Raw genomic sequence first — 18788 nt, 5'->3', positions numbered from 1 at the left:
GTTACGAACGCTTATAAGGAACTGAAATGAGATTCATCACAGGACTGCTATTTACATTTATCTGCCTGCTTCCTGCAGGTAGTATGGCACAGAATAAGGTCACCTTATCCGGAAAAGTCATAGACCAGCACGGGACACCGGTAGCCCAAGCCACCATCGCAGTGGAAAACACCACCTCCGGCACCTATACGGACGACCGGGGGAAGTATTCACTGCAAGTCGCTCCGGGTAAACATACCTTCGTCGTCTCCTTCCTGGGCTACCAAACCGTGAAACAATCCCTCGACATCCGGCAGGATAAAAAACAGAACTTTACATTGCAGGAAAGTGCCGTAACGCTAAGCTCTGTCGAGGTTTACGGAAAGACCCGAACGCAGAAAGTGAAGGAAGGGGCCTTTGCTGTCAATGCACTCGACATCAAGCCGATAGTAAACTCACTGAATAACCTCAACGACCTGGTGAACCGTACAACGGGCATTAAGGTGAGAGAGGAAGGCGGAGTTGGCTCGGACTTCGACCTTTCCATCAACGGCTTGTCCGGAAATTCAGTCCGCTACTTTTTGGACGGAATGCCACTGGACACCAAAGGAAGCGGTGTTTCACTCGCCAACTTACCCATTAACATCATAGACCGGATTGAGATATACAAAGGAGTAGTCCCTGCCAGCTTGGGAACAGATGCACTGGGCGGCACCATCAATATCATTACAAAGCAGGAAAAAAAGGATTATCTGGATGTATCTTACGGCATCGGCTCCTTCCATACCCACAAGGCAGACTTGAATGCACAGTTCGTAGAAAAGAAAACCGGACTAATAGTCCGGCCCACCGTTGGCATCAACTACTCCAAAAACGATTATAGAATGAAGAATGTACAGATGCGCGACGAAAGCGGGGACAACTTCATATATGGCAATCCCAAGCGTTTTCATGACGGCTACTTCTCTCTACTGGCACAGGTGGAAGCCGGATTTGTCAACAAATCCTGGGCTGATGCTTTCTTTGTTTCCGCCTCCTATTCAAAAACAGACAAGGAACTGCAGACGGGGTCTGTTCAAAACAAAGTATACGGAATGGCAGAAAGGAATTCCGATTCCTGGAACATCTCTGCCCGCTATCAGAAGTACAACTTCATCCTGAAGAACATGCAACTGAATGCCTCCCTCTCCCACACCTGGGACCATTCCTTGACCGTGGACACTGCCTATCGGAAGTACTATTGGGACGGAGGATACATCGTGAGCCAGCGCAACGAGATTATGGGCAAAGAACCATCCATGCGCCACTACAAGCGTCCGCTCACCATCATGCGCACCAACCTGGACTATCAGCTGAATACCCATCACAGCTTTAATCTGAACTACCATTTGAGCCGTACCGGAAACGACCGCTTCGATGACCTTGATACCAGCTTCGAGCCGTCAAAAGATGTGGTTACCAAACATATCCTGGGACTCTCCTACAACCAGTCTCTGTTGGATGGCAAGATGGAAAACGTATTCTTCATAAAAGACTACATCAACCATCCCAATATCCGGCAGACCGACCAATCCAGCGTGACCGGCTCGAAGGATGTGCAAGGCTCCACCACCAAGAACTACCTGGGTTACGGTGCCGGACTCCGGTATATCATCGTGGAACCTTTATCCATCAAAGTATCCTACGAGCATAGCGTAAGACTGCCCATCGCCCGCGAGCTGTTGGGAAACGGTACCACCATCTATGCCAACGTGGCACTGAAACCGGAAAACAGCAACAACTTCAATGCCTCTCTGTTCGGCACATGGCACCCGGGCAATGGACATACATTCTATTATGAGATGAGCGGATTTTTCCGTAAGGTAGACAACTACATTCAGACCAGCATTGCCGAGAAAGAGGGTACAATGCAATATACCAACGTCCCGGCTGTCCATGTAAAAGGTGCGGAAGGGGAAATGCGCTACGACTGGCAAGGCAGACTGCAACTCGCCACAAACGTCAGCTACCAGGACACTCGCGACCAGCAGAAGTACAAGGGTGACGGAAAGCCCTCTGCCACCTATAACAACCGTGTGCCCAACCGCCCGTGGCTATTCGGTAGCGTAGAGGCTTATTATACCTTCCGCAACATTGCCCTGCCCGAAAGCAGATTGCGCCTGGGTTGTACCTATCAATGGGTACACTGGTACTTCCTGACCTGGGAAGCTTACGGCGCATATGATAACAAGGCACGCATTCCCGCCCAGCACATCTGTAATGCCGACATCACTTACTCATGGAGACGCGGACGCTATAATCTGGCTTTGGAGTGTACCAACTTCCTCGACAAGACAGCCTATGACAACTACAAGCTGCAGAAGCCCGGACGTGCTTTTTTTGCTAAATTCAGACTATTCATTAACTAATCATTTAATAATTCATTCAAAATGAGAAAATTCAAATTTACACTGATTGCCTTTATGGCTGCCATGATGGCACTGTCATTCACAGCGTGTTCCGATGATGACCCGGAACCTAATCCTAATCCCGACCCGGAAGTCAATGAGGATAACTATCACTTCGACCTATTTGTCACCGTAGACAAACACGGTGGGATGAGTAGCAAGAATACCACTATTGTCCATAGCGTCAACTCATTGGCCACAGAGCAGGGTGTCATCACTGTGAAAAGAGAAGGTTCGGAACTGGGAGATTATTCCATGGAGACTATCTCAAAAGGAAAATATTACTACCAAATACCCGCAACCAACGACCGTTTCGTAAAATATCAAATCAAGAACAATGCAGTTCAGGTTATTGCAGAACGTCCTTTCAAGGCCAACAGCTATAAGGTACGTTCCTACACACATGCCTGGATTGATGACAACACACTCGTCATCATGTCTACCAATGGTAAGAAGGACAAGATTCTTTATACGAAACTGAACGCAGAGGACTTGACTATCCTTGCTGAAGGTGAACTCAACATACCAGCCCCCACCAACTGGCTCAAACTGACAAGCTCCGGTATCCTCACCTACCGCAAATCAGACAACAGATTGTACTACTTCTACTATTGGAAAGAGACAGACGGTTTGACGAATATAGACCAGCAAGAGCCTAACTTCCATACAGCCATTATCAACCCCTCTACCATGGAAGTAGAAAAAGATGTACTCTCTCCCATCGAATGCGAAATGGCAGGAAGCGCTTACGGAGAACTGATGCAAAACTGCGTAATGTACGACGAAGCAGACAATCTCTACCTAGCTTGTTTCCACGAAGAAGATAACGCTTTTTTCAAAGGCATCCTGCTACGTATCAACAAAGGCGAAACAGAATTCGACGCTTCCTACAACGGCTATCCCAATGCCGACGGCAAATTGCTGACCATTCAATATCTGGAAGGGAACAAAGCCTTAGTGTATGCACGTAATGACAATGCCGATAGACCCGCTGCAGATAAGCAACCCGGCATCGACGCTTACTCTCACTACTACGCCATCCTCGATCTTACCACCGGAACCAAGACACGCTTAAGCTATGATGGCAAGGAAATCGGTTACAGCGGCGGTCGCTTCTCACAGCGTTCTGTCATCTTCAACAACAAAGCATACATTGGTGTAAACACTGAAGAAGATGCCAACGCCGTTATCTACATCTATGACATCAAGACCGGTAATGTAGAGAAAGGAGCCGAAGTGGACGGACGCTTCTACTTCGATATGATACGTGTCATAGAGAACGATTAAAACAAGCATCAGTATTTATGAAGAATTTGTTTGTCTTTTTATTCCTTTGTAATTTCCTCCTCCTCTGCCATGCGCACGGGGGAGGCAACTACGAGCACAGCGATATGCTTGCAAGTATGAAACCCGGCGACAAAGCCGCCCTGCTCATGGTGCACTTCGGCACTACGCACGACGATACCCGCGCCCTCACCATTGATGCCATCAACGCCAAGGCACAAGCCGCCTTCCCGGAGTTGAAGTTCCAAGAAGCCTATACGTCGCGCATCATCATCCGCCGCTTGAAAGAGCGCGGCATCACGAAGCTGACTCCACTGGATGCCATGCTGAAACTGCGCAGCGAAGGTTACACACACCTCATCGTACAGAGTACCAACATCATTGACGGAGTAGAAATGGAATCCCTCCGCCGGGATGTGGAAAACGCACTACCCTTCTTCAAGGAAATACGTGTAGGTACTCCCCTGCTCTACTCTATCGAAGATGCAGAGAAAGTGGCAAGTATTCTGGGGAACCGCTACAACGCCCCGGCACAAAGCAAGAAAGCTACCAAAGAACACTTCGTCCTTGTGGGCCACGGCACCTATACCCCCAGTACCGCCATCTACAGTCAGATGGACTATATGCTGAAAGCAGGCGGACTGACCAATTTCCATGTGGGCACCATCGAAGGTTATCCAACCTTTGACACCATGCTGGCACAACTGAAAGCCGGGAAAGCCAAACGTGTGACCCTCATACCCTTCATGTTTGTTGCCGGAGACCATGCCAAAAACGACATTGCCGGAGAGTGGAAGGAGATGCTCGAGAAAGAAGGCTTCACCGTCAGTGCACAACTGGAAGGACTGGGACAAATTCCGGAAATTCAAGAAATATTCATTGACCATATCCGTTTCGGACTGAAGCACCGCATGCTGGACATCATGACGAAGAAGGCGGCCTATGCTGCCGGAAAAGACACAGAATAATATACCCATTAGTGGGTATTTAGTGTTCTTGAATCATCTTGTACTTTTGCAGGAAAAACGCGAACGACAATGAATGTTATCACCAAACTGATGTACTCTATTCATAGGATACTGGGCACTTTGCTCTGTATCCTATTTCTCATGTGGTTCCTCTCCGCCTTCGTGATGATGTACCACCGCTTTCCCCGTGTCAGCGCCAAAGAGAAAATGCAAAAGCTGGATATGCTCTCCCAAACCGGAGACTCACTTCCGGACATCTCCTCCGTCACAGCCCGCCTGCCCCGTGGCGTAAAGGTCAGGTCTACGATACTGAACCTCAATGCCGGACACCCCGAGTTCAGCTTTAGTACCACAAAAGGCACGCTTCATTTCCTTGCCGATTCCACCATCTCACGACCCTCTCTGGACAGTGAACACCTGCACCGGACAGCAGCTTTGTGGTGTTCTTCTCCCATTACCCGTATCGACACCCTCCACTCTCTGGACCAATGGATTCCCTTCGCTGAACTGAAAAAGGAAATGCCCATTTATAAAATATACTTTGCCGACGATGCCGGGACACAGCTCTATCTGAGTTCACAAAACGGTGAGGCCTTGCAGTTCTCCAACAGAAGCGAACGCTTCTGGGCATGGCTGGGTGCCATTCCCCACTGGGTATACTTCACCTGGCTGCGGCAGGACACCGTCCTTTGGACTAAGACCGTCATCTGGCTCACAGCTCTGGGTTGTCTCATGGTCATTGCCGGCATTTGGGTAACTGTGGATGTATGGCGTAAGACGCACCGAAGCCGCCATCCCAAGTTCTCCCCCTACCGAAAAAGATGGTATCACTGGCACTACGTCAGCGGAATCTTTTTCGGCATCTTCGTACTGACCTTCACCTTCAGCGGCATGATGTCTCTGGCAGACATTCCCGAATGGATTCATAAACCGGCACTGAAGAAAGGCAGCGCCACACGCACGCTCCATGCCCGTGCCCCACAACCGGAGGATTACCCCTTGGACTACCGCCGTGTCATAGCTGCCTATCCCCAAGCTTTGCAGATAGAGTGGCGCAACTTCCGCGAACATCCCTACTACATCGTAAAAGATAGAAAAAACGAGTATTACATCGATGCCGCCGACAGCCTGCCGCGTCCGTTACAACTCTCCGAAGAAGAAATCCTGAAAGGCGTGGAAAGCATTTATACCTCCCAGCGTGATTCTTCACAACATATCCCCGGCATACGTATCTCCCGGCTCGAACATTTCGAGACCTACTATCGCGACATGAGCAATATGTATCGCGGACGACCCCAGCTTCCCGTCTGGAAGATAACGGTGGACGACCCGGACCGGAGCGTCTATTACATTCACCCGGAAACGGGAATCATCCGCCATGTAGACACCTCCTCCCGCTGGAAATACTGGAGCTATACAGCCCTGCACCGCATGCGTCTGCCCGGTCTGAACTCCAATGCCACCCTGCGCAAGACTGTGCTTTGGGTATTGCTGCTTGGAGGTACAGCCGTTTGCATCACGGGTGTGGCGTTAAGTGTGAATTATATAAGAAGAAAATGTTGTAAAAGACAAAAACGCTATTAACGAGAATAAACTTGTATGAATAAGAAAAGACTTGGAATATTCCTCGGCAGCATAGCCCTATTGATTGTCTGCAGCTTTGCGGCCTATCAGTACTGGCTTGCTCCTACACGTATACTTATTATCAACGCAACCCTGGCACAAGCTGCCGACATTGCCCTGAACAATGACTGCGCCCGGATAGAAGTCACCTGCATAAAAAAAGAAGAGGTGAAGGACCTTTCCGGCTATGATGCCATCGTGATGTACAGCAGAGGGCTATACCTTGACGACGGCCAGATTGCCGAAGTGGAACGGGTGGGTGCCAGCGGAGTACCAGTCTTTACGAATACGTTACGAAATTTCACCCTCTCCCTCAATCACAATGTTACCAATGAACAACAGCATACGCTACGGGAGTATCTCAAGAACGGCAACAAGCACAACTACCGGAATGCCTTACTCTACCTGCGCCACATCGCCACTCCCCACCGGTGGGGACACCAGGATTACGAGCCTCCCATCCCATTGCTGGAGAACATGTTCTACCACCGCGAATACGGCCGCTACTTCAGTACTCCGCAAGAGGTGACCGCCTATCTGAAAGAAAAAAATCTCTACCATGAGGACGGACGCAACCTTGCCCTGATTTCCGGACTCAACTTTCCGATGGAAGGAAACCGTGCCCACGTAGATTCCCTCATCACGTGCTTGACACAAGCAGGCTTCAATGTCTATCCTTTCACAGCCGGAGGTCAACCGCGTGCCGATATGATACGTACCCTCCATCCCGATGCAGTAGTCTACCTGCCTATGGGACGGCTGGGCAATGACTCACTCATCAACTGGCTGCACCAGGAAAACATTCCTTTATTCATGCCCTTCCCGCTGATTCAGCCCCACGAGGAATGGCTGGACCCGGATACCCCCGTCAGCGGTGGCACACTGACCGCCCGTGTAGTGGTGCCTGAGATAGATGGAGGCATGCTACCCCTCTGCATCGCTACCCAAAACGAAAACAAACACGGATACTATCTGTACACCGCTGAAAATGAACGGATAGATGCCGTAGTGGACCATATTACCAAGTACATGTCCTTGAGAGACATGTCCAACAAAGAAAAGCGCGTTGCTATCTGTTACTTCAAGACTCCGGGAAAAGACGCCCTGCTGGCAAGCGGTATGGAAGTGATTCCTTCACTCTATAACTTCTTGAAACGCCTGCGTTCGGAAGGGTACGACGTCAGTGGACTGCCTGCTACTGTAGAGGAGTTCGGCAAGCGGATACATCGTGACGGTGCCGTCATGGGTTCGTATGCCAAAGGAGCACAAGAACAGTTTTTGAAAACGGCACACCCGATATGGCTTTCTACCGAGCAATACGAACAATGGGCACACGAAGTACTCCTTCCCGAGAAATATCAGGAAGTGACAGACAGATATGGAGATGCGCCCGGCAATCTGCTGGTAACAGAGGACAGTATTGCCATTGCCTGCCTGCAATTCGGCAATATCCTACTCTTCCCCCAGCCCCGCCCGGCATTGGGAGATGATGAGTTCAAACTGGTGCATGGAATGCCGGTAGCGCCGCCCCACAGCTACCTGGCTCCTTATCTGTATATGCAAAAAGGATTCAAGGCAGATGCAGTGATTCACTTCGGCACCCACGGCAACTTGGAATACACGCCCGGAAAGAATGTGGCACAGTCGCAGGCCGACTGGTCGGATGTACTGATTGGTAACCTCCCCCACTTCTATTTCTATACCACCGGAAACGTAGGCGAGGGTATCATTGCCAAACGCCGGACACATGCCGTACTGGTCACCCATCTCACTCCGCCCTACGTGGAGAGCGGTATGCGCCAACGCTATTCGGCCTTGCTGGAAGATATTCACAAAGTGCTGGACGAAGGGACTGCCAAACACCGGGCTCTGGGAATGAACATCAAAAAAGAGGCCATGCGCCTGGGGCTGCACCGCGACCTCAATCTGGATTCCATATCCGGCGAACCCTATACAGCCGAGGAGTTGGAACGTCTGGATGCCTTCACCGAAGAGATAGCCAACGAAAAGATACTGGGTGCGTACTACACCATGAACGAGCCTTATTCTGACCGCGACCTGCTGACTACCACTCTCGCCGTCGCTGCCGACCCGCTGGCATACGAAACGGCCCGCAAGGACCGTGATAAAGGTAAAATCACCACAGAACAGTTGCAAGACTTCACCTATATAGCCCACCACTACTTGCCTGCCGCCAGGAAAAGGCTGACCGCCTTACTCCAGAATCCACCCAAGGATACTGCATCTGTAGCACCGGAGCTTCGCCCCGCCCTACTCTATCGCGAACAGTTGCTTGCCTCCCCCGTCAACGAACAGAATGCCATGGTGCGTGCACTCAGCGGAGGAACCGTATTCCCTGCGCCGGGAGGTGACCCCGTACTGAACCCGAACGTTCTGCCCACCGGACGCAACATGTACAGCATCAACGCCGAGAATACTCCCAACCCAAGGGCTTGGGAAGATGGAAAGCGATTGGCAGAAGCGACTTTAAAACAGTACATCAGCAAGCACGGCGAATATCCCCGGAAAGTAAGCTATACCTTCTGGGCAGGCGAATTCATCAATACGGAAGGAGCTACGCTGGCCCAGGTATTCTGGATGCTGGGAGTAGAACCCGTACGCGACGCCCAAGGCAGAGTGGTTGACCTGAAACTGGTGCCCAGTGAAGAACTGGGGCGTCCGCGCATCAATGTGCTGGTACAAGTGTCCGGACAGCTACGCGACATAGCCGGTTCCCGCTTGAAGTTACTGACCGATGCTATACGTCTGACATCGGAAGCCGGAGATGAGACCTATCCCAACTATGTGGCATCGGGTACACTGTTGCAGGAAAAATTACTGGTAGAAAAGGGAACTTCCCCCAAACGTGCCCGTGAAATGTCTGTGATGCGTGTATTCGGACCGGTCAACAGCGGATACAGTACCGGTATGATGGCCTATACCGAGCACAGCGGCTCGTGGGAAAGCGAAAAGGAGATAGCCGAAGGATACCTCAACAATATGGGTGCCTCTTATGGGGACGACGAAAATTGGGGAGACGTCCAGGAAGGTTTGTTTGCCTCGGCACTGTCCGAAACGGATGTTGTCATCCAGCCCCGTCAAAGTAACACATGGGGCCCCATCTCCCTGGATCATGTATACGAATTTACGGGTGGACTCTCGCTCACCGTCAAAACCGTGACCAGCAAGGAACCGGATGCCTATATGGCAGACTACCGCAACCGGACCAACCGCCGCATGCAGGATGCCAAAGAGGCCATTGCCGTAGAGACACGTTCCACCATCTTGAACCCTACCTTTATACAAGAGCGGATGAAAGGCGGGGAAGGTTCGGCGCAGATGTTCGGCGAAATCTTCCGCAACATCTTCGGCTGGCACGTCATGCGTCCGTCGGCCATGGACAAAGAACTGTTCAATGACTTGTATAGAATGTATATAAAGGATGAGAATAAGCTGGGCATTCACGAGTACTTCCTCCGCGTCAATCCCGCCGCATTCCAGGCTATGACAGCCGTCATGCTGGAAAGCGCCCGCAAAGGTTACTGGAAAGCATCTGATGAGCAACTGAAAACCACTGCTTCCCTGCATGCACAAATCACACGCGAAAAAGGTGCCGCTTGTACCGAATTCGTTTGCGACAATGACAAGCTACAGTCGTTCGTTGCCGACCAGTTGGATAATAGCGAGAAGCAGACCTATACCCAGAACATGAAGGAGGTACACGAAGCATCCGCAACCGATGGCAAGGATGTCGTACTGAAAGAACACAAACTGACTTCCGAACAAACGGTACGTAAGAACAGGGTGAACGGAGTGGTTGCAGGCAGTCTTGTCGTCATCACCTTCATCGGACTGGTCGTACTGTTGAAGAAAAGAAAAAAAGAATAAATAGAAACAGAGTATTATGGAATACGTCATTCATCTGTTAGCCCTATTCATCGCCCTCAATTTTCTATTAAAGGTGGGGTTCTATCCACGCTGGGGAATGTGGACGGTTGCCGCAGGCTGTGCCTTTTTTGCGTGGCTGGTGACTCCATGGATGACGGAACAGTCCAAGACCGTGGTGGCAGCTTTCTTTGCCTCCCGTCCACAGATGTTGAACTTGTCGGTATGTGTCACTCTGGAAGCCGCCATAATGATAACTTTCTGTTTCGACTGTTTCGCAAAAATGCGTACCCGCAACACGGCCTTCAAACAAGCGGTCACCCTCTTCCTGAAGTTATACCCCGGCATACTGATAGGCGGAGTAATATGCTATGTCCTGGCACTGCTGCTTTTCACTTTTCCCGAAATAGATTTCGGCAGTCTCTCATGGATAGCAGCCGGTGTTACTTTCTTTGCAGTTTGTGCTGGGAGCCTTCTGCTGCGGCATGCTATCGGTGATAAACCACTGCGCTTGGAAGTACTGTTCATTGTTAATATTTTCATTGTTATATTGAGCATCATTGCTACGGGCTATTGAAATAAATTAAAGAATTAAAAACTAAAAAGATATATGGAAACAATCTCAAACACACTGTTCTGGATTTCAAACGGGCTGCTGGTTCCCGTCGTAGTCCTGCTGCTGCTATTCTTTCTACGTGCCATTATCCTTGCGGGAGGTTTCTTCGGCGAGTTCTACCAGCGGATGAAATTACAGAAGCAATTCACTGAAACACTGGAGAACATCATCCCAGAGAATATAGACGGACTGCTGCAGCAACTCCCATCGGCAGGTAACTCCCCTCTCCTCCGCAGCTTGTCCAAACTGTCCGCACACCGGGACGACGACGCCTACTGCGAACACCTGCTTGCCAATTATGAAGTGGAAGCCGAGAAGGAGTTGGGACGTTCGCGTACTTTCATCAAGCTGGGTCCTATGTTGGGACTGATGGGTACCCTCATCCCGATGGGTCCCGCACTGGTAGGTTTGGCACAAGGAGACATCTCCTCCATGGCCTACAATATGCAGGTGGCTTTTGCCACTACAGTGGTAGGACTGGTCATTGCTGCTGTCGGCATCATCACCCTGCAAGTGAAACAACGCTGGTATGCCCGCGAAATGAACGACTTGGAATATCTGTACAAAGTGATAAGCCGCCAAACGGCCGAAAAGGAATAACGGACTAACGATACGAAAACAATGAAGAGTAAGAGAAACAGATTACTGCACAGCGATTCGGACTCCGACCCCATGGGTACGGTAGCCAATCTTTTTGACGTAGCAATGGTCTTTGCCGTAGCCTTGATGGTGGCTCTCGTCTCCCGCTTCAATATGACGGAGATGTTTTCCAAAGAAGACTTCACTATGGTGAAGAATCCCGGAAAGGAAAATATGGAAATCATTACCAAAGAAGGGCAGGAAATCAAGAAATACACTCCCAGCGAAGACCCAAAGACCTCCGGTAAAAGAGGAAAGAAAGTGGGAGTTGCCTATCAGCTTGAAAATGGAGAGATTATCTATGTGCCGGAATAAGGGAATACAGTACCTATTAATAGCTATTTGGCCATCGCAGTATAACAACTATTAAGTATTTCACCCTCCGATAATGGTATGTACCTTTGCAGCGTTATATAAAATAAAACAATATATGATAAAGAAAAGACTTCTCACAGTTCTCCTTATGGGAGGAATCATCGCCACCGGTGCCTATGCACAAGCAGAAAAAGGTGACAGCGACGATATGACCAAGAAAACTCACGAGTTGAACCCGGTTGTAGTAACGGGTACGGGTACACATCAGCGACTGAAGAACACTCCGTCTCCGGTATCGGTTATCACTGCCAACGAGATAAAGCGTGCCGGTATCACCGACTTCCAGCAGGCCTTGACCATGATGGTACCCTCGCTCTCCTTCCGTCCGAACGCGATGGGGTCCTATCTGATGATGAATGGACTCTCCAACAAGCACGTGCTGATATTGGTAAACGGACGCAAGGTCACGGGAGACATTACCGGTAACATCGACCTCAACCAAATAGACATGACCCGCGTCAAGCGCATCGAGGTGCTGAACGGAGCCGCTTCTTCCCTTTATGGTTCGGATGCCATCGGCGGTGTAATCAATATCATTACCAACGAGCCTAAAGATGTGGTAGCCTTCAGCAGCAATAGCAGCTATACGAGAAAGAATCAATTCTCCCAAGGCTTGAATCTGGACATCGCCCAAGGAAAAATAGGGTCCTACACTTCCTATAAATACGACCACTCCGACGGTTGGCAAAACAGCCGTCTGACAGAAGACGGAGAAGACATCATCGAAACGATTGCCCCGCTCTCCCTGGGCTACAGCTCGAATAACTTTTCGCAGAAGTTTACCTATGATGCTACGGAACAGCTTTCCTTCTATGCCAACGGTGGATACTACAACCGCGGACTCGAACGTCCGGTAGAACGCGAGGATATCACCGGCGGAAGCAAGTACAACACTACCTACGAAGGTTACAACTGGGGGGCAGGCGCCAAATACAAACTGAGTAAACGCAACGTTATCCAGTTCGACTATTCAGGAAACAATTACGCATCACGCTACAAATACCTGATAGAAAACAGCGGATACCTGCCCGGACAGTATGCGCTTACCAAGCTTCAGAAATTCCATGATGCCGAGTTGAAAGGTATCTTCGGTTTTACAACCAACAGCACTACGGTGTTCGGTGTAGACTATCGCCGTGAAGTACTCCGCCGTCCCGACTCCGATTTGGACAAAAGTGTCTATACGACATCAGCCTACGGCCAGCATGAAGTGAAGCTATGGAACCATCTGACCGGTGTTGTGGGTGTACGCTACGACCATCACGAACAGACGGGCGGACGCTTCACCCCCAAAGTGGCAGCCATGTACAACATAGGCAACTTCAATGTACGTGCCACCTATGCTGCCGGATTCCGCGCTCCGGGAATTGACGAGCTCTACTACCACATGTTCAAGAAGACAATGGGTACACGAGCCACCATCTCATTGGGTGACGAGAACCTCGACCCCGAACGCAGCAACTATTACTCCATCAACATGGAATACCGCACCAACCGTTTCAGTGCTTCCGTCACCGGCTATCTGAACTATGTAAAGAACATGGTAACTTCCAAATCCACTAAATTCGATGACCTACCGGAAGCAGAGCAGAACCAGTTGCGTGAAGAGTTCCCCGAAATCGGTGACCTTTCATCCACGAAAAACCTAAGTGTCAAGAACTACTTCAATTTCGAGAAAGCTACCGTCAAAGGCTTTGAAGTGAACTTGAACGGCAATCTGTTCCCGGGCTTCACCCTGGCCGGAAACTATACCTACGCCTATGGACGCGGTCTGAACGAAGGAGGCGAATGGCAAAACATCGAACGCAGCATACGCCATACAGCCACCATCACCGGAAACTATACACACAGCTGGAGCGACTATACCTTGAACCTCAACTTGAACGGTCGTCTGCAAAGCAAAGTCTATTATCCGGGTGACGCGGACGGCAATGCTCCGGGCTACGGCATCTGGAACTTCAATACCCGCCATACCTTCGACGGCTTCCGCAACTTTATCATCGAACCGGGCATCGGCATAGACAATATCTTCAACAAGAAGGACAACCGCCCGCTGAACAAGAACTTCGCCTTGTATTCTCCGGGACGTTCGGTAGTAATCAGCCTGGCACTCAGACTAAAATAATCTCTCCATAACGCATTTAGAAACAACAACAATTATGAAACATTTTTTCATCACTCTCTATTTACTCGGCATCAGCCTCTTCTCCTCCGCACAACAAGAGGAGAAGGCGGCTCTGCTCATCACCCATTATGGCAGTTCGGACCCCCAGACACGTGCCTTGACGCTCGACGTCGTGACCCGTGAGGCACAAGAAGCCTTTCCGCAGTTTACAGTGCGCGAAGCATACATCTCGCCGATTGTACGAAAAAGACTTGCCAAGGAGGGTGTGTACAAAGACAGCCCTACGGATGCACTGCTGAAACTTCGCGCCGAAGGCTACCGGACCATCTACGTCCAGAGCACCACCTTGATAGAAGGCAGTGAGATGACCTCCGTCCGCAGGGATGCAGACAAGCTCCGTCCCTTCTTCAAGGAGATAAAAGTGGGAAATCCCCTGCTCTACTCCGTCGAAGACTGCGAGAAGGTAATCGGTATACTGACCGCCGAACAGCTGGGAAAGAAAGAAGACATTGTCTATGTGGGGCACGGCAACCAGCTACCCAGCACGGCTACTTACGCCATGCTCGACTTCATGATGAAAGCCCATGGACTGAAGAACTTCCACGTCAGCACCATTGAAGGATATCCTACCCTGGACGCAACCCTGCTGCAACTGAAAGAGACACGCCCCAAGAGCGTGACATTGGTTCCGTTGCTGTTGGTATGCGGCAACCATACCAAGGAAGACATTGCCGGCGTGTGGAAGACGGAACTTGAAAAGCAAGGCTATCAAGTGAATGTACGCATGCAGGGACTGGGCGAAAACAAAGCCATCCGCCAGCTCTATATGGAACACATCAAAGCTATGCTAAAAGATTGATAACCAGCAAGCGTAAAAGGGCTACACCTTTTACATACCAAGGCTACACCCTTTGCTCCGGATGGCTACACCATTTCGGACAAAGGGTGTAACTCTTTTCAATGTACACAGATTACGGACATTTGTAACCATATTACGGATTCCTCCTCCTGCGATATGGAACTTTCCGGATTATTCTCTACATTTGTACAAAACTAACAGGAACGTTTATGGAAGAAGTAATCAAGCTCAATGCAGTAGACCAATACAACAAGATGTTCGGTCTCGAAACCCTGCACCCGCTGGTCAGCGTAGTCGACTTGTCCGAAGCCACCGGATACCCCAGACATTTCACGTTGAACTATGGCGTATACGCCCTTTTCCTCAAAAACACCAAATGCGGAGATATACGCTATGGAAAACAGTTTTACGATTACCAGGAAGGCACGGTAACCAGCTTCGCCCCGGGCCAGGTGACCGAGGTCAACATGCTGGAAGGTATGCAGCCCAGCGCCTCCGGCCTGCTGTTCCACCCCGACCTGATAAAAGGCACCTCGCTGGGACAAGGAATAAAGCAGTATTCCTTCTTTTCCTATTCCTCTACCGAGGCACTGCATTTGTCCGAAGACGAGAAAGAAATCTTCCTCGACTGTCTGAAGAAGATTAAGATGGAAATCCAACGCCCCATCGACAAGCACAGCAAGGGTCTGATTGCACGCAACATCGAACTGCTGCTGGACTACTGCATGCGTTTCTACGAACGCCAGTTCATCACCCGCTCGGCAGCCAACAAAGATATCCTGATGAAATTCGAAGCACTGATAGACGACTATTTCCAGAGCGACAAACCGCAGACCGAAGGACTGCCTTCCGTGAAATACTTCGCAGACAAAGTGTTCCTCTCCTCCAACTATTTCGGAGATTTGGTGAAGAAGGAAACCGGAAAGACGGCGCAGGAATATATCCAGAACAAAATCATCGACCTGGCCAAAGAAATGATTATAGGAAGCGGGAAGACAGTCAGCCAGATTGCCTATGAGCTGGGATACCAGTATTCGCAGCACTTCAACCGCGTGTTCAAGAAGAACGTAGGCTATACTCCGAGCGAATACCGGCACTTACAGGTTTAGACAATAAGGATTCACCACAGATTACGCGGATTAACACAGAGTTTTTTCGGTTTCATCAAATATAAGTTCTATCTTTGTATGCCAATAGAACATATGGATATGAAACACCCCAAAATAATTGTTGCCGGCATCGGACCGGGCAATGAATCGGATATAACTCCCGCCGTAATTTCCGCTTTGCAAGAATCAGATGTAGTGGTGGGATATAAGTATTATTTCCAATTTGTAATCCCTTATCTCCACCCCTCAACAGCATGTATAGATACCGGCATGAAGCGTGAGCGCGCCCGTGCCGAGCAGGCTTTCGAGCTGGCAGAGCAGGGAAAGACGGTCTGCGTCATCAGTTCCGGGGATGCGGGCATTTATGGTATGACGCCGCTTGTCTATGAGATGAAGCGGGAAAGGAACAGCGACGTGGAAATCGTTTCGCTGCCGGGCATCAGCGCTTTCCAAAAGGCAGCCTCACTGCTGGGAGCTCCCGTAGGACATGACTTCTGTGTCATCTCCCTTTCAGACCTGATGACTCCCTGGGAGCGTATTGAAAGGCGTATCATCGCAGCCGCTGCCGCCGACTTCGTGACGGCAGTCTACAACCCCAAAAGTGAAGGACGCTACTGGCAGCTTTACCGCTTGAAAGAACTCTTTCTGCAGGAAGGACGCTCACCGGAAACGCCCGTGGGATATGTACGCCAGGCAGGACGCCCGGAACAAGCGGTACACATCACCACGCTGGGAGATTTCAATCCCGAAGAGGTGGATATGTTTACAGTCGTATTGATAGGCAACTCACAGTCCTACGAATGGAACGGAGCCTTCATCACTCCGCGCGGCTATTACCGGGACACGAATACCGAAGCCACGGGCATCGGGCAAGACATCATGATTCGTAGTTTCCGTACCATCGAAAAGGAACTGAAGAACAAGCATATTCCCCTCGACCATAAATGGGCTTTACTCCATGCCATACATACCACCGCCGATTTTGAAATGGAGCATCTGCTGCATACGGACGAAGGTGCCGTGGCTTCCTTGTATCAAGCCATCGAGAAAGGCGGAATCAAGACGATTGTCACAGACGTCACGATGGCAGCCAGCGGTATCCGCAAAGGAGCTTTGCAGCGGCTGGGCATAGAGGTGAAATGTTACCTCGGCGACCCGCACACGGCGACGATGGCTGCAGAGAAAGGCATCACCCGTACCCAGGCAGGCATCCGCCTGGCTGTGGAGGAGCATCCCGATGCTTTCTTTGTATTCGGCAATGCACCTACGGCACTTATGGAACTCTGCGACCTGATACGTAAGGGCAAGGCACATCCGGCGGGCATTGTTGCCGCACCGGTAGGCTTTGTGCATGTGCAAGAGTCCAAACACATGGTGAAACCCTTTACGGAAATACCCAAGATTATCGTAGAAGGACGTAAGGGAGGCAGCAACTTGGCTGCCACGCTGGTGAACTCCGTGTTGTGCTACAACGATGCGGAGCAGTTGCGCCCGGGCAGGGATGTGTAAGTGAAAAGAGACATTCCATAACATTACTTGTTACGACCGATAACATTACTTGTTATGCCCCTTTACATTACTTGATATTTTCATAAGATTACCCGTTGAATGAAACACAGATTTATAATCATAGGAATGGATGACAACCGTTCCCCCTTCTTTCCACCGGAAGCACTGGCGCAGATACGGAAGGGGAAGGTTTTCTCCGGTGGCATACGGCATAAGGAGATTGTCGGTCCTCTGCTGCCTGCCGGGGCCGAATGGATTTCCATCACCGTACCGCTGGACCGCGTCTTTTCCCGTTATGAAGAAATATTTGCCCGCTTCGAAGAGACGGCGACGGACGACTCCATCATTGTATTCGCTTCCGGCGACCCGTTGTTCTTCGGTTTTGCCAATACCATAAAGCGCAAGCTTCCCGGGGCAGACATTCTGCTCTATCCCGCTTTCAATTCCTTGCAGACATTGGCACACCGCCTCGTCATGCCGTATGACGACATGCGCACCGTCTCCCTGACAGGACGCCCCTGGCAGGAGTTCGACCGTGCCCTCATAGAGCGTGCCCCCAAAATAGGCATCCTCACCGACCGCGAACATACCCCGGCCACCATTGCCGCCCGCATGCTGGAATACGGGTACTCCCACTACACACTATACATCGGCGAGCATCTCGGCAATCCCGAAAAGGAACGCATACGCCGGATGACACCCCAGGAAGCGGTTTCCGGTGACTTCGAACATCCCAACTGCCTGCTGCTGGACAGCCATCTCGGACAATGCCGCACAAACTCCCTGCACGGTAGCGAAGCCCCAGACTTTCCAGTCCGTCCCTTCGGCATCCCCGATGAAGAGTTTGCACATCTTGACGGACGCGCCCGCATGATAACCAAGGCTCCCATCCGCCTGCTCACCCTGCAGGCATTGAAACTGAACCGCCGCCGCGTCTTCTGGGACATCGGTTTCTGTACCGGTTCCGTCTCCATCGAAGCCCGCCTGCAATTTCCTCATCTCGCCGTCATCTCCTTCGAGATACGCCCCGAAGGAAAAGAGCTGATGGACACCAACTCCCGCCGCTTCGGCGCACCGGGCATTACGGCGGTAACCGGAGATTTCCTGCACACCGACCTCACTCCCTTTGCCCGCCCCGATGCCGTCTTCATCGGTGGACACGGCGGACATCTGGAGGAAATGATAGAGAAAGTGAAACAAGTGCTGCACCCCGAAGGCTGCATCGTCTTCAACTCCGTATCGGCAGAAAGCAAGGAGGCGTTCTGCCGAGGAATCGAGCGGAACGGAATGGTGCTCCACCCTTCCACCCATATCGCCTTGAACGAATATAACCCCATTGAAATTATGAAAGCCACGCTTTCTTAAACATA

The 18788-nt window shown here is 50.6% G+C and carries 13 protein-coding genes; all 13 read left to right on the top strand.

Annotated elements, in window-relative coordinates; all coding sequences use genetic code 11:
• The first annotated feature begins 26 nt into the window (after nucleotides 1–26).
• Nucleotides 27–2387, top strand: coding sequence for a TonB-dependent receptor (locus CSD97_RS11470; RefSeq protein WP_098032416.1), 2361 nt, complete (start codon nucleotides 27–29; stop codon nucleotides 2385–2387).
• Between the two features lie 21 nt (nucleotides 2388–2408).
• Nucleotides 2409–3713 carry a hypothetical protein gene (locus CSD97_RS11465; protein ID WP_005829365.1) on the top strand — a complete coding sequence of 435 codons (1305 nt, stop codon included), beginning with the start codon at nucleotides 2409–2411 and terminating at the stop codon, nucleotides 3711–3713.
• Between the two features lie 17 nt (nucleotides 3714–3730).
• On the top strand, nucleotides 3731–4678 hold the full coding sequence (locus tag CSD97_RS11460; RefSeq protein WP_005829367.1) for a sirohydrochlorin cobaltochelatase: 948 nt from the start codon (nucleotides 3731–3733) through the stop codon (nucleotides 4676–4678).
• A gap of 69 nt (nucleotides 4679–4747) precedes the next feature.
• Complete coding sequence (locus tag CSD97_RS11455; protein WP_005836677.1) at nucleotides 4748–6262, top strand: PepSY domain-containing protein; 1515 nt, start codon at nucleotides 4748–4750, stop codon at nucleotides 6260–6262.
• Nucleotides 6263–6277: 15 nt separating this feature from the next.
• Nucleotides 6278–10189, top strand: coding sequence for a cobaltochelatase subunit CobN (locus tag CSD97_RS11450; protein ID WP_098032415.1), 3912 nt, complete (start codon nucleotides 6278–6280; stop codon nucleotides 10187–10189).
• Nucleotides 10190–10205: 16 nt separating this feature from the next.
• On the top strand, nucleotides 10206–10763 hold the full coding sequence (locus tag CSD97_RS11445) for a hypothetical protein (protein ID WP_098032414.1): 558 nt from the start codon (nucleotides 10206–10208) through the stop codon (nucleotides 10761–10763).
• Between the two features lie 33 nt (nucleotides 10764–10796).
• On the top strand, nucleotides 10797–11402 hold the full coding sequence (locus tag CSD97_RS11440; protein WP_098032413.1) for a MotA/TolQ/ExbB proton channel family protein: 606 nt from the start codon (nucleotides 10797–10799) through the stop codon (nucleotides 11400–11402).
• Nucleotides 11403–11423: 21 nt separating this feature from the next.
• Complete coding sequence (locus CSD97_RS11435) at nucleotides 11424–11756, top strand: DUF2149 domain-containing protein (protein WP_005836672.1); 333 nt, start codon at nucleotides 11424–11426, stop codon at nucleotides 11754–11756.
• Between the two features lie 115 nt (nucleotides 11757–11871).
• The gene (locus CSD97_RS11430; RefSeq protein WP_173675111.1) at nucleotides 11872–13941 is read left to right on the top strand and encodes a TonB-dependent receptor; all 2070 of its coding nucleotides are present in this window, start codon (nucleotides 11872–11874) and stop codon (nucleotides 13939–13941) included.
• Nucleotides 13942–13975: 34 nt separating this feature from the next.
• Nucleotides 13976–14800: a sirohydrochlorin cobaltochelatase gene (locus tag CSD97_RS11425; RefSeq protein WP_098032411.1), complete on the top strand. Its 825-nt coding sequence runs from the start codon at nucleotides 13976–13978 to the stop codon at nucleotides 14798–14800.
• Nucleotides 14801–15009: 209 nt separating this feature from the next.
• Nucleotides 15010–15909: a helix-turn-helix domain-containing protein gene (locus tag CSD97_RS11420; RefSeq protein WP_005829381.1), complete on the top strand. Its 900-nt coding sequence runs from the start codon at nucleotides 15010–15012 to the stop codon at nucleotides 15907–15909.
• A 99-nt stretch (nucleotides 15910–16008) separates the two neighbouring features.
• Nucleotides 16009–17418 (top strand): precorrin-3B C(17)-methyltransferase, encoded by a 1410-nt coding sequence (gene cobJ, locus CSD97_RS11415; RefSeq protein ID WP_057281299.1) that lies wholly within the window; start codon nucleotides 16009–16011, stop codon nucleotides 17416–17418.
• A 99-nt stretch (nucleotides 17419–17517) separates the two neighbouring features.
• Nucleotides 17518–18783 (top strand): precorrin-6y C5,15-methyltransferase (decarboxylating) subunit CbiE, encoded by a 1266-nt coding sequence (gene cbiE / locus CSD97_RS11410; protein ID WP_098032410.1) that lies wholly within the window; start codon nucleotides 17518–17520, stop codon nucleotides 18781–18783.
• Nucleotides 18784–18788: the final 5 nt, after the last annotated feature.

Origin of the sequence: Bacteroides sp. AR29 (genome assembly GCF_900217715.1) — a bacterium.
Classification (GTDB): Bacteria; Bacteroidota; Bacteroidia; order Bacteroidales; family Bacteroidaceae; genus Bacteroides; species Bacteroides uniformis.
Note: the sequence above shows the minus strand (reverse complement) of the source record. Positions and strands in the feature narration are given on the sequence as shown.

Coding starts and splice junctions, on each gene's coding strand:
- CSD97_RS11470 (WP_098032416.1), top strand. CDS start 27: ATGAGATTCATCACAGGACTGCTATTTACATTTATCTGCCTGCTTCCT.
- CSD97_RS11465 (WP_005829365.1), top strand. CDS start 2,409: ATGAGAAAATTCAAATTTACACTGATTGCCTTTATGGCTGCCATGATG.
- CSD97_RS11460 (WP_005829367.1), top strand. CDS start 3,731: ATGAAGAATTTGTTTGTCTTTTTATTCCTTTGTAATTTCCTCCTCCTC.
- CSD97_RS11455 (WP_005836677.1), top strand. CDS start 4,748: ATGAATGTTATCACCAAACTGATGTACTCTATTCATAGGATACTGGGC.
- CSD97_RS11450 (WP_098032415.1), top strand. CDS start 6,278: ATGAATAAGAAAAGACTTGGAATATTCCTCGGCAGCATAGCCCTATTG.
- CSD97_RS11445 (WP_098032414.1), top strand. CDS start 10,206: ATGGAATACGTCATTCATCTGTTAGCCCTATTCATCGCCCTCAATTTT.
- CSD97_RS11440 (WP_098032413.1), top strand. CDS start 10,797: ATGGAAACAATCTCAAACACACTGTTCTGGATTTCAAACGGGCTGCTG.
- CSD97_RS11435 (WP_005836672.1), top strand. CDS start 11,424: ATGAAGAGTAAGAGAAACAGATTACTGCACAGCGATTCGGACTCCGAC.
- CSD97_RS11430 (WP_173675111.1), top strand. CDS start 11,872: ATGATAAAGAAAAGACTTCTCACAGTTCTCCTTATGGGAGGAATCATC.
- CSD97_RS11425 (WP_098032411.1), top strand. CDS start 13,976: ATGAAACATTTTTTCATCACTCTCTATTTACTCGGCATCAGCCTCTTC.
- CSD97_RS11420 (WP_005829381.1), top strand. CDS start 15,010: ATGGAAGAAGTAATCAAGCTCAATGCAGTAGACCAATACAACAAGATG.
- cobJ (WP_057281299.1), top strand. CDS start 16,009: ATGAAACACCCCAAAATAATTGTTGCCGGCATCGGACCGGGCAATGAA.
- cbiE (WP_098032410.1), top strand. CDS start 17,518: ATGAAACACAGATTTATAATCATAGGAATGGATGACAACCGTTCCCCC.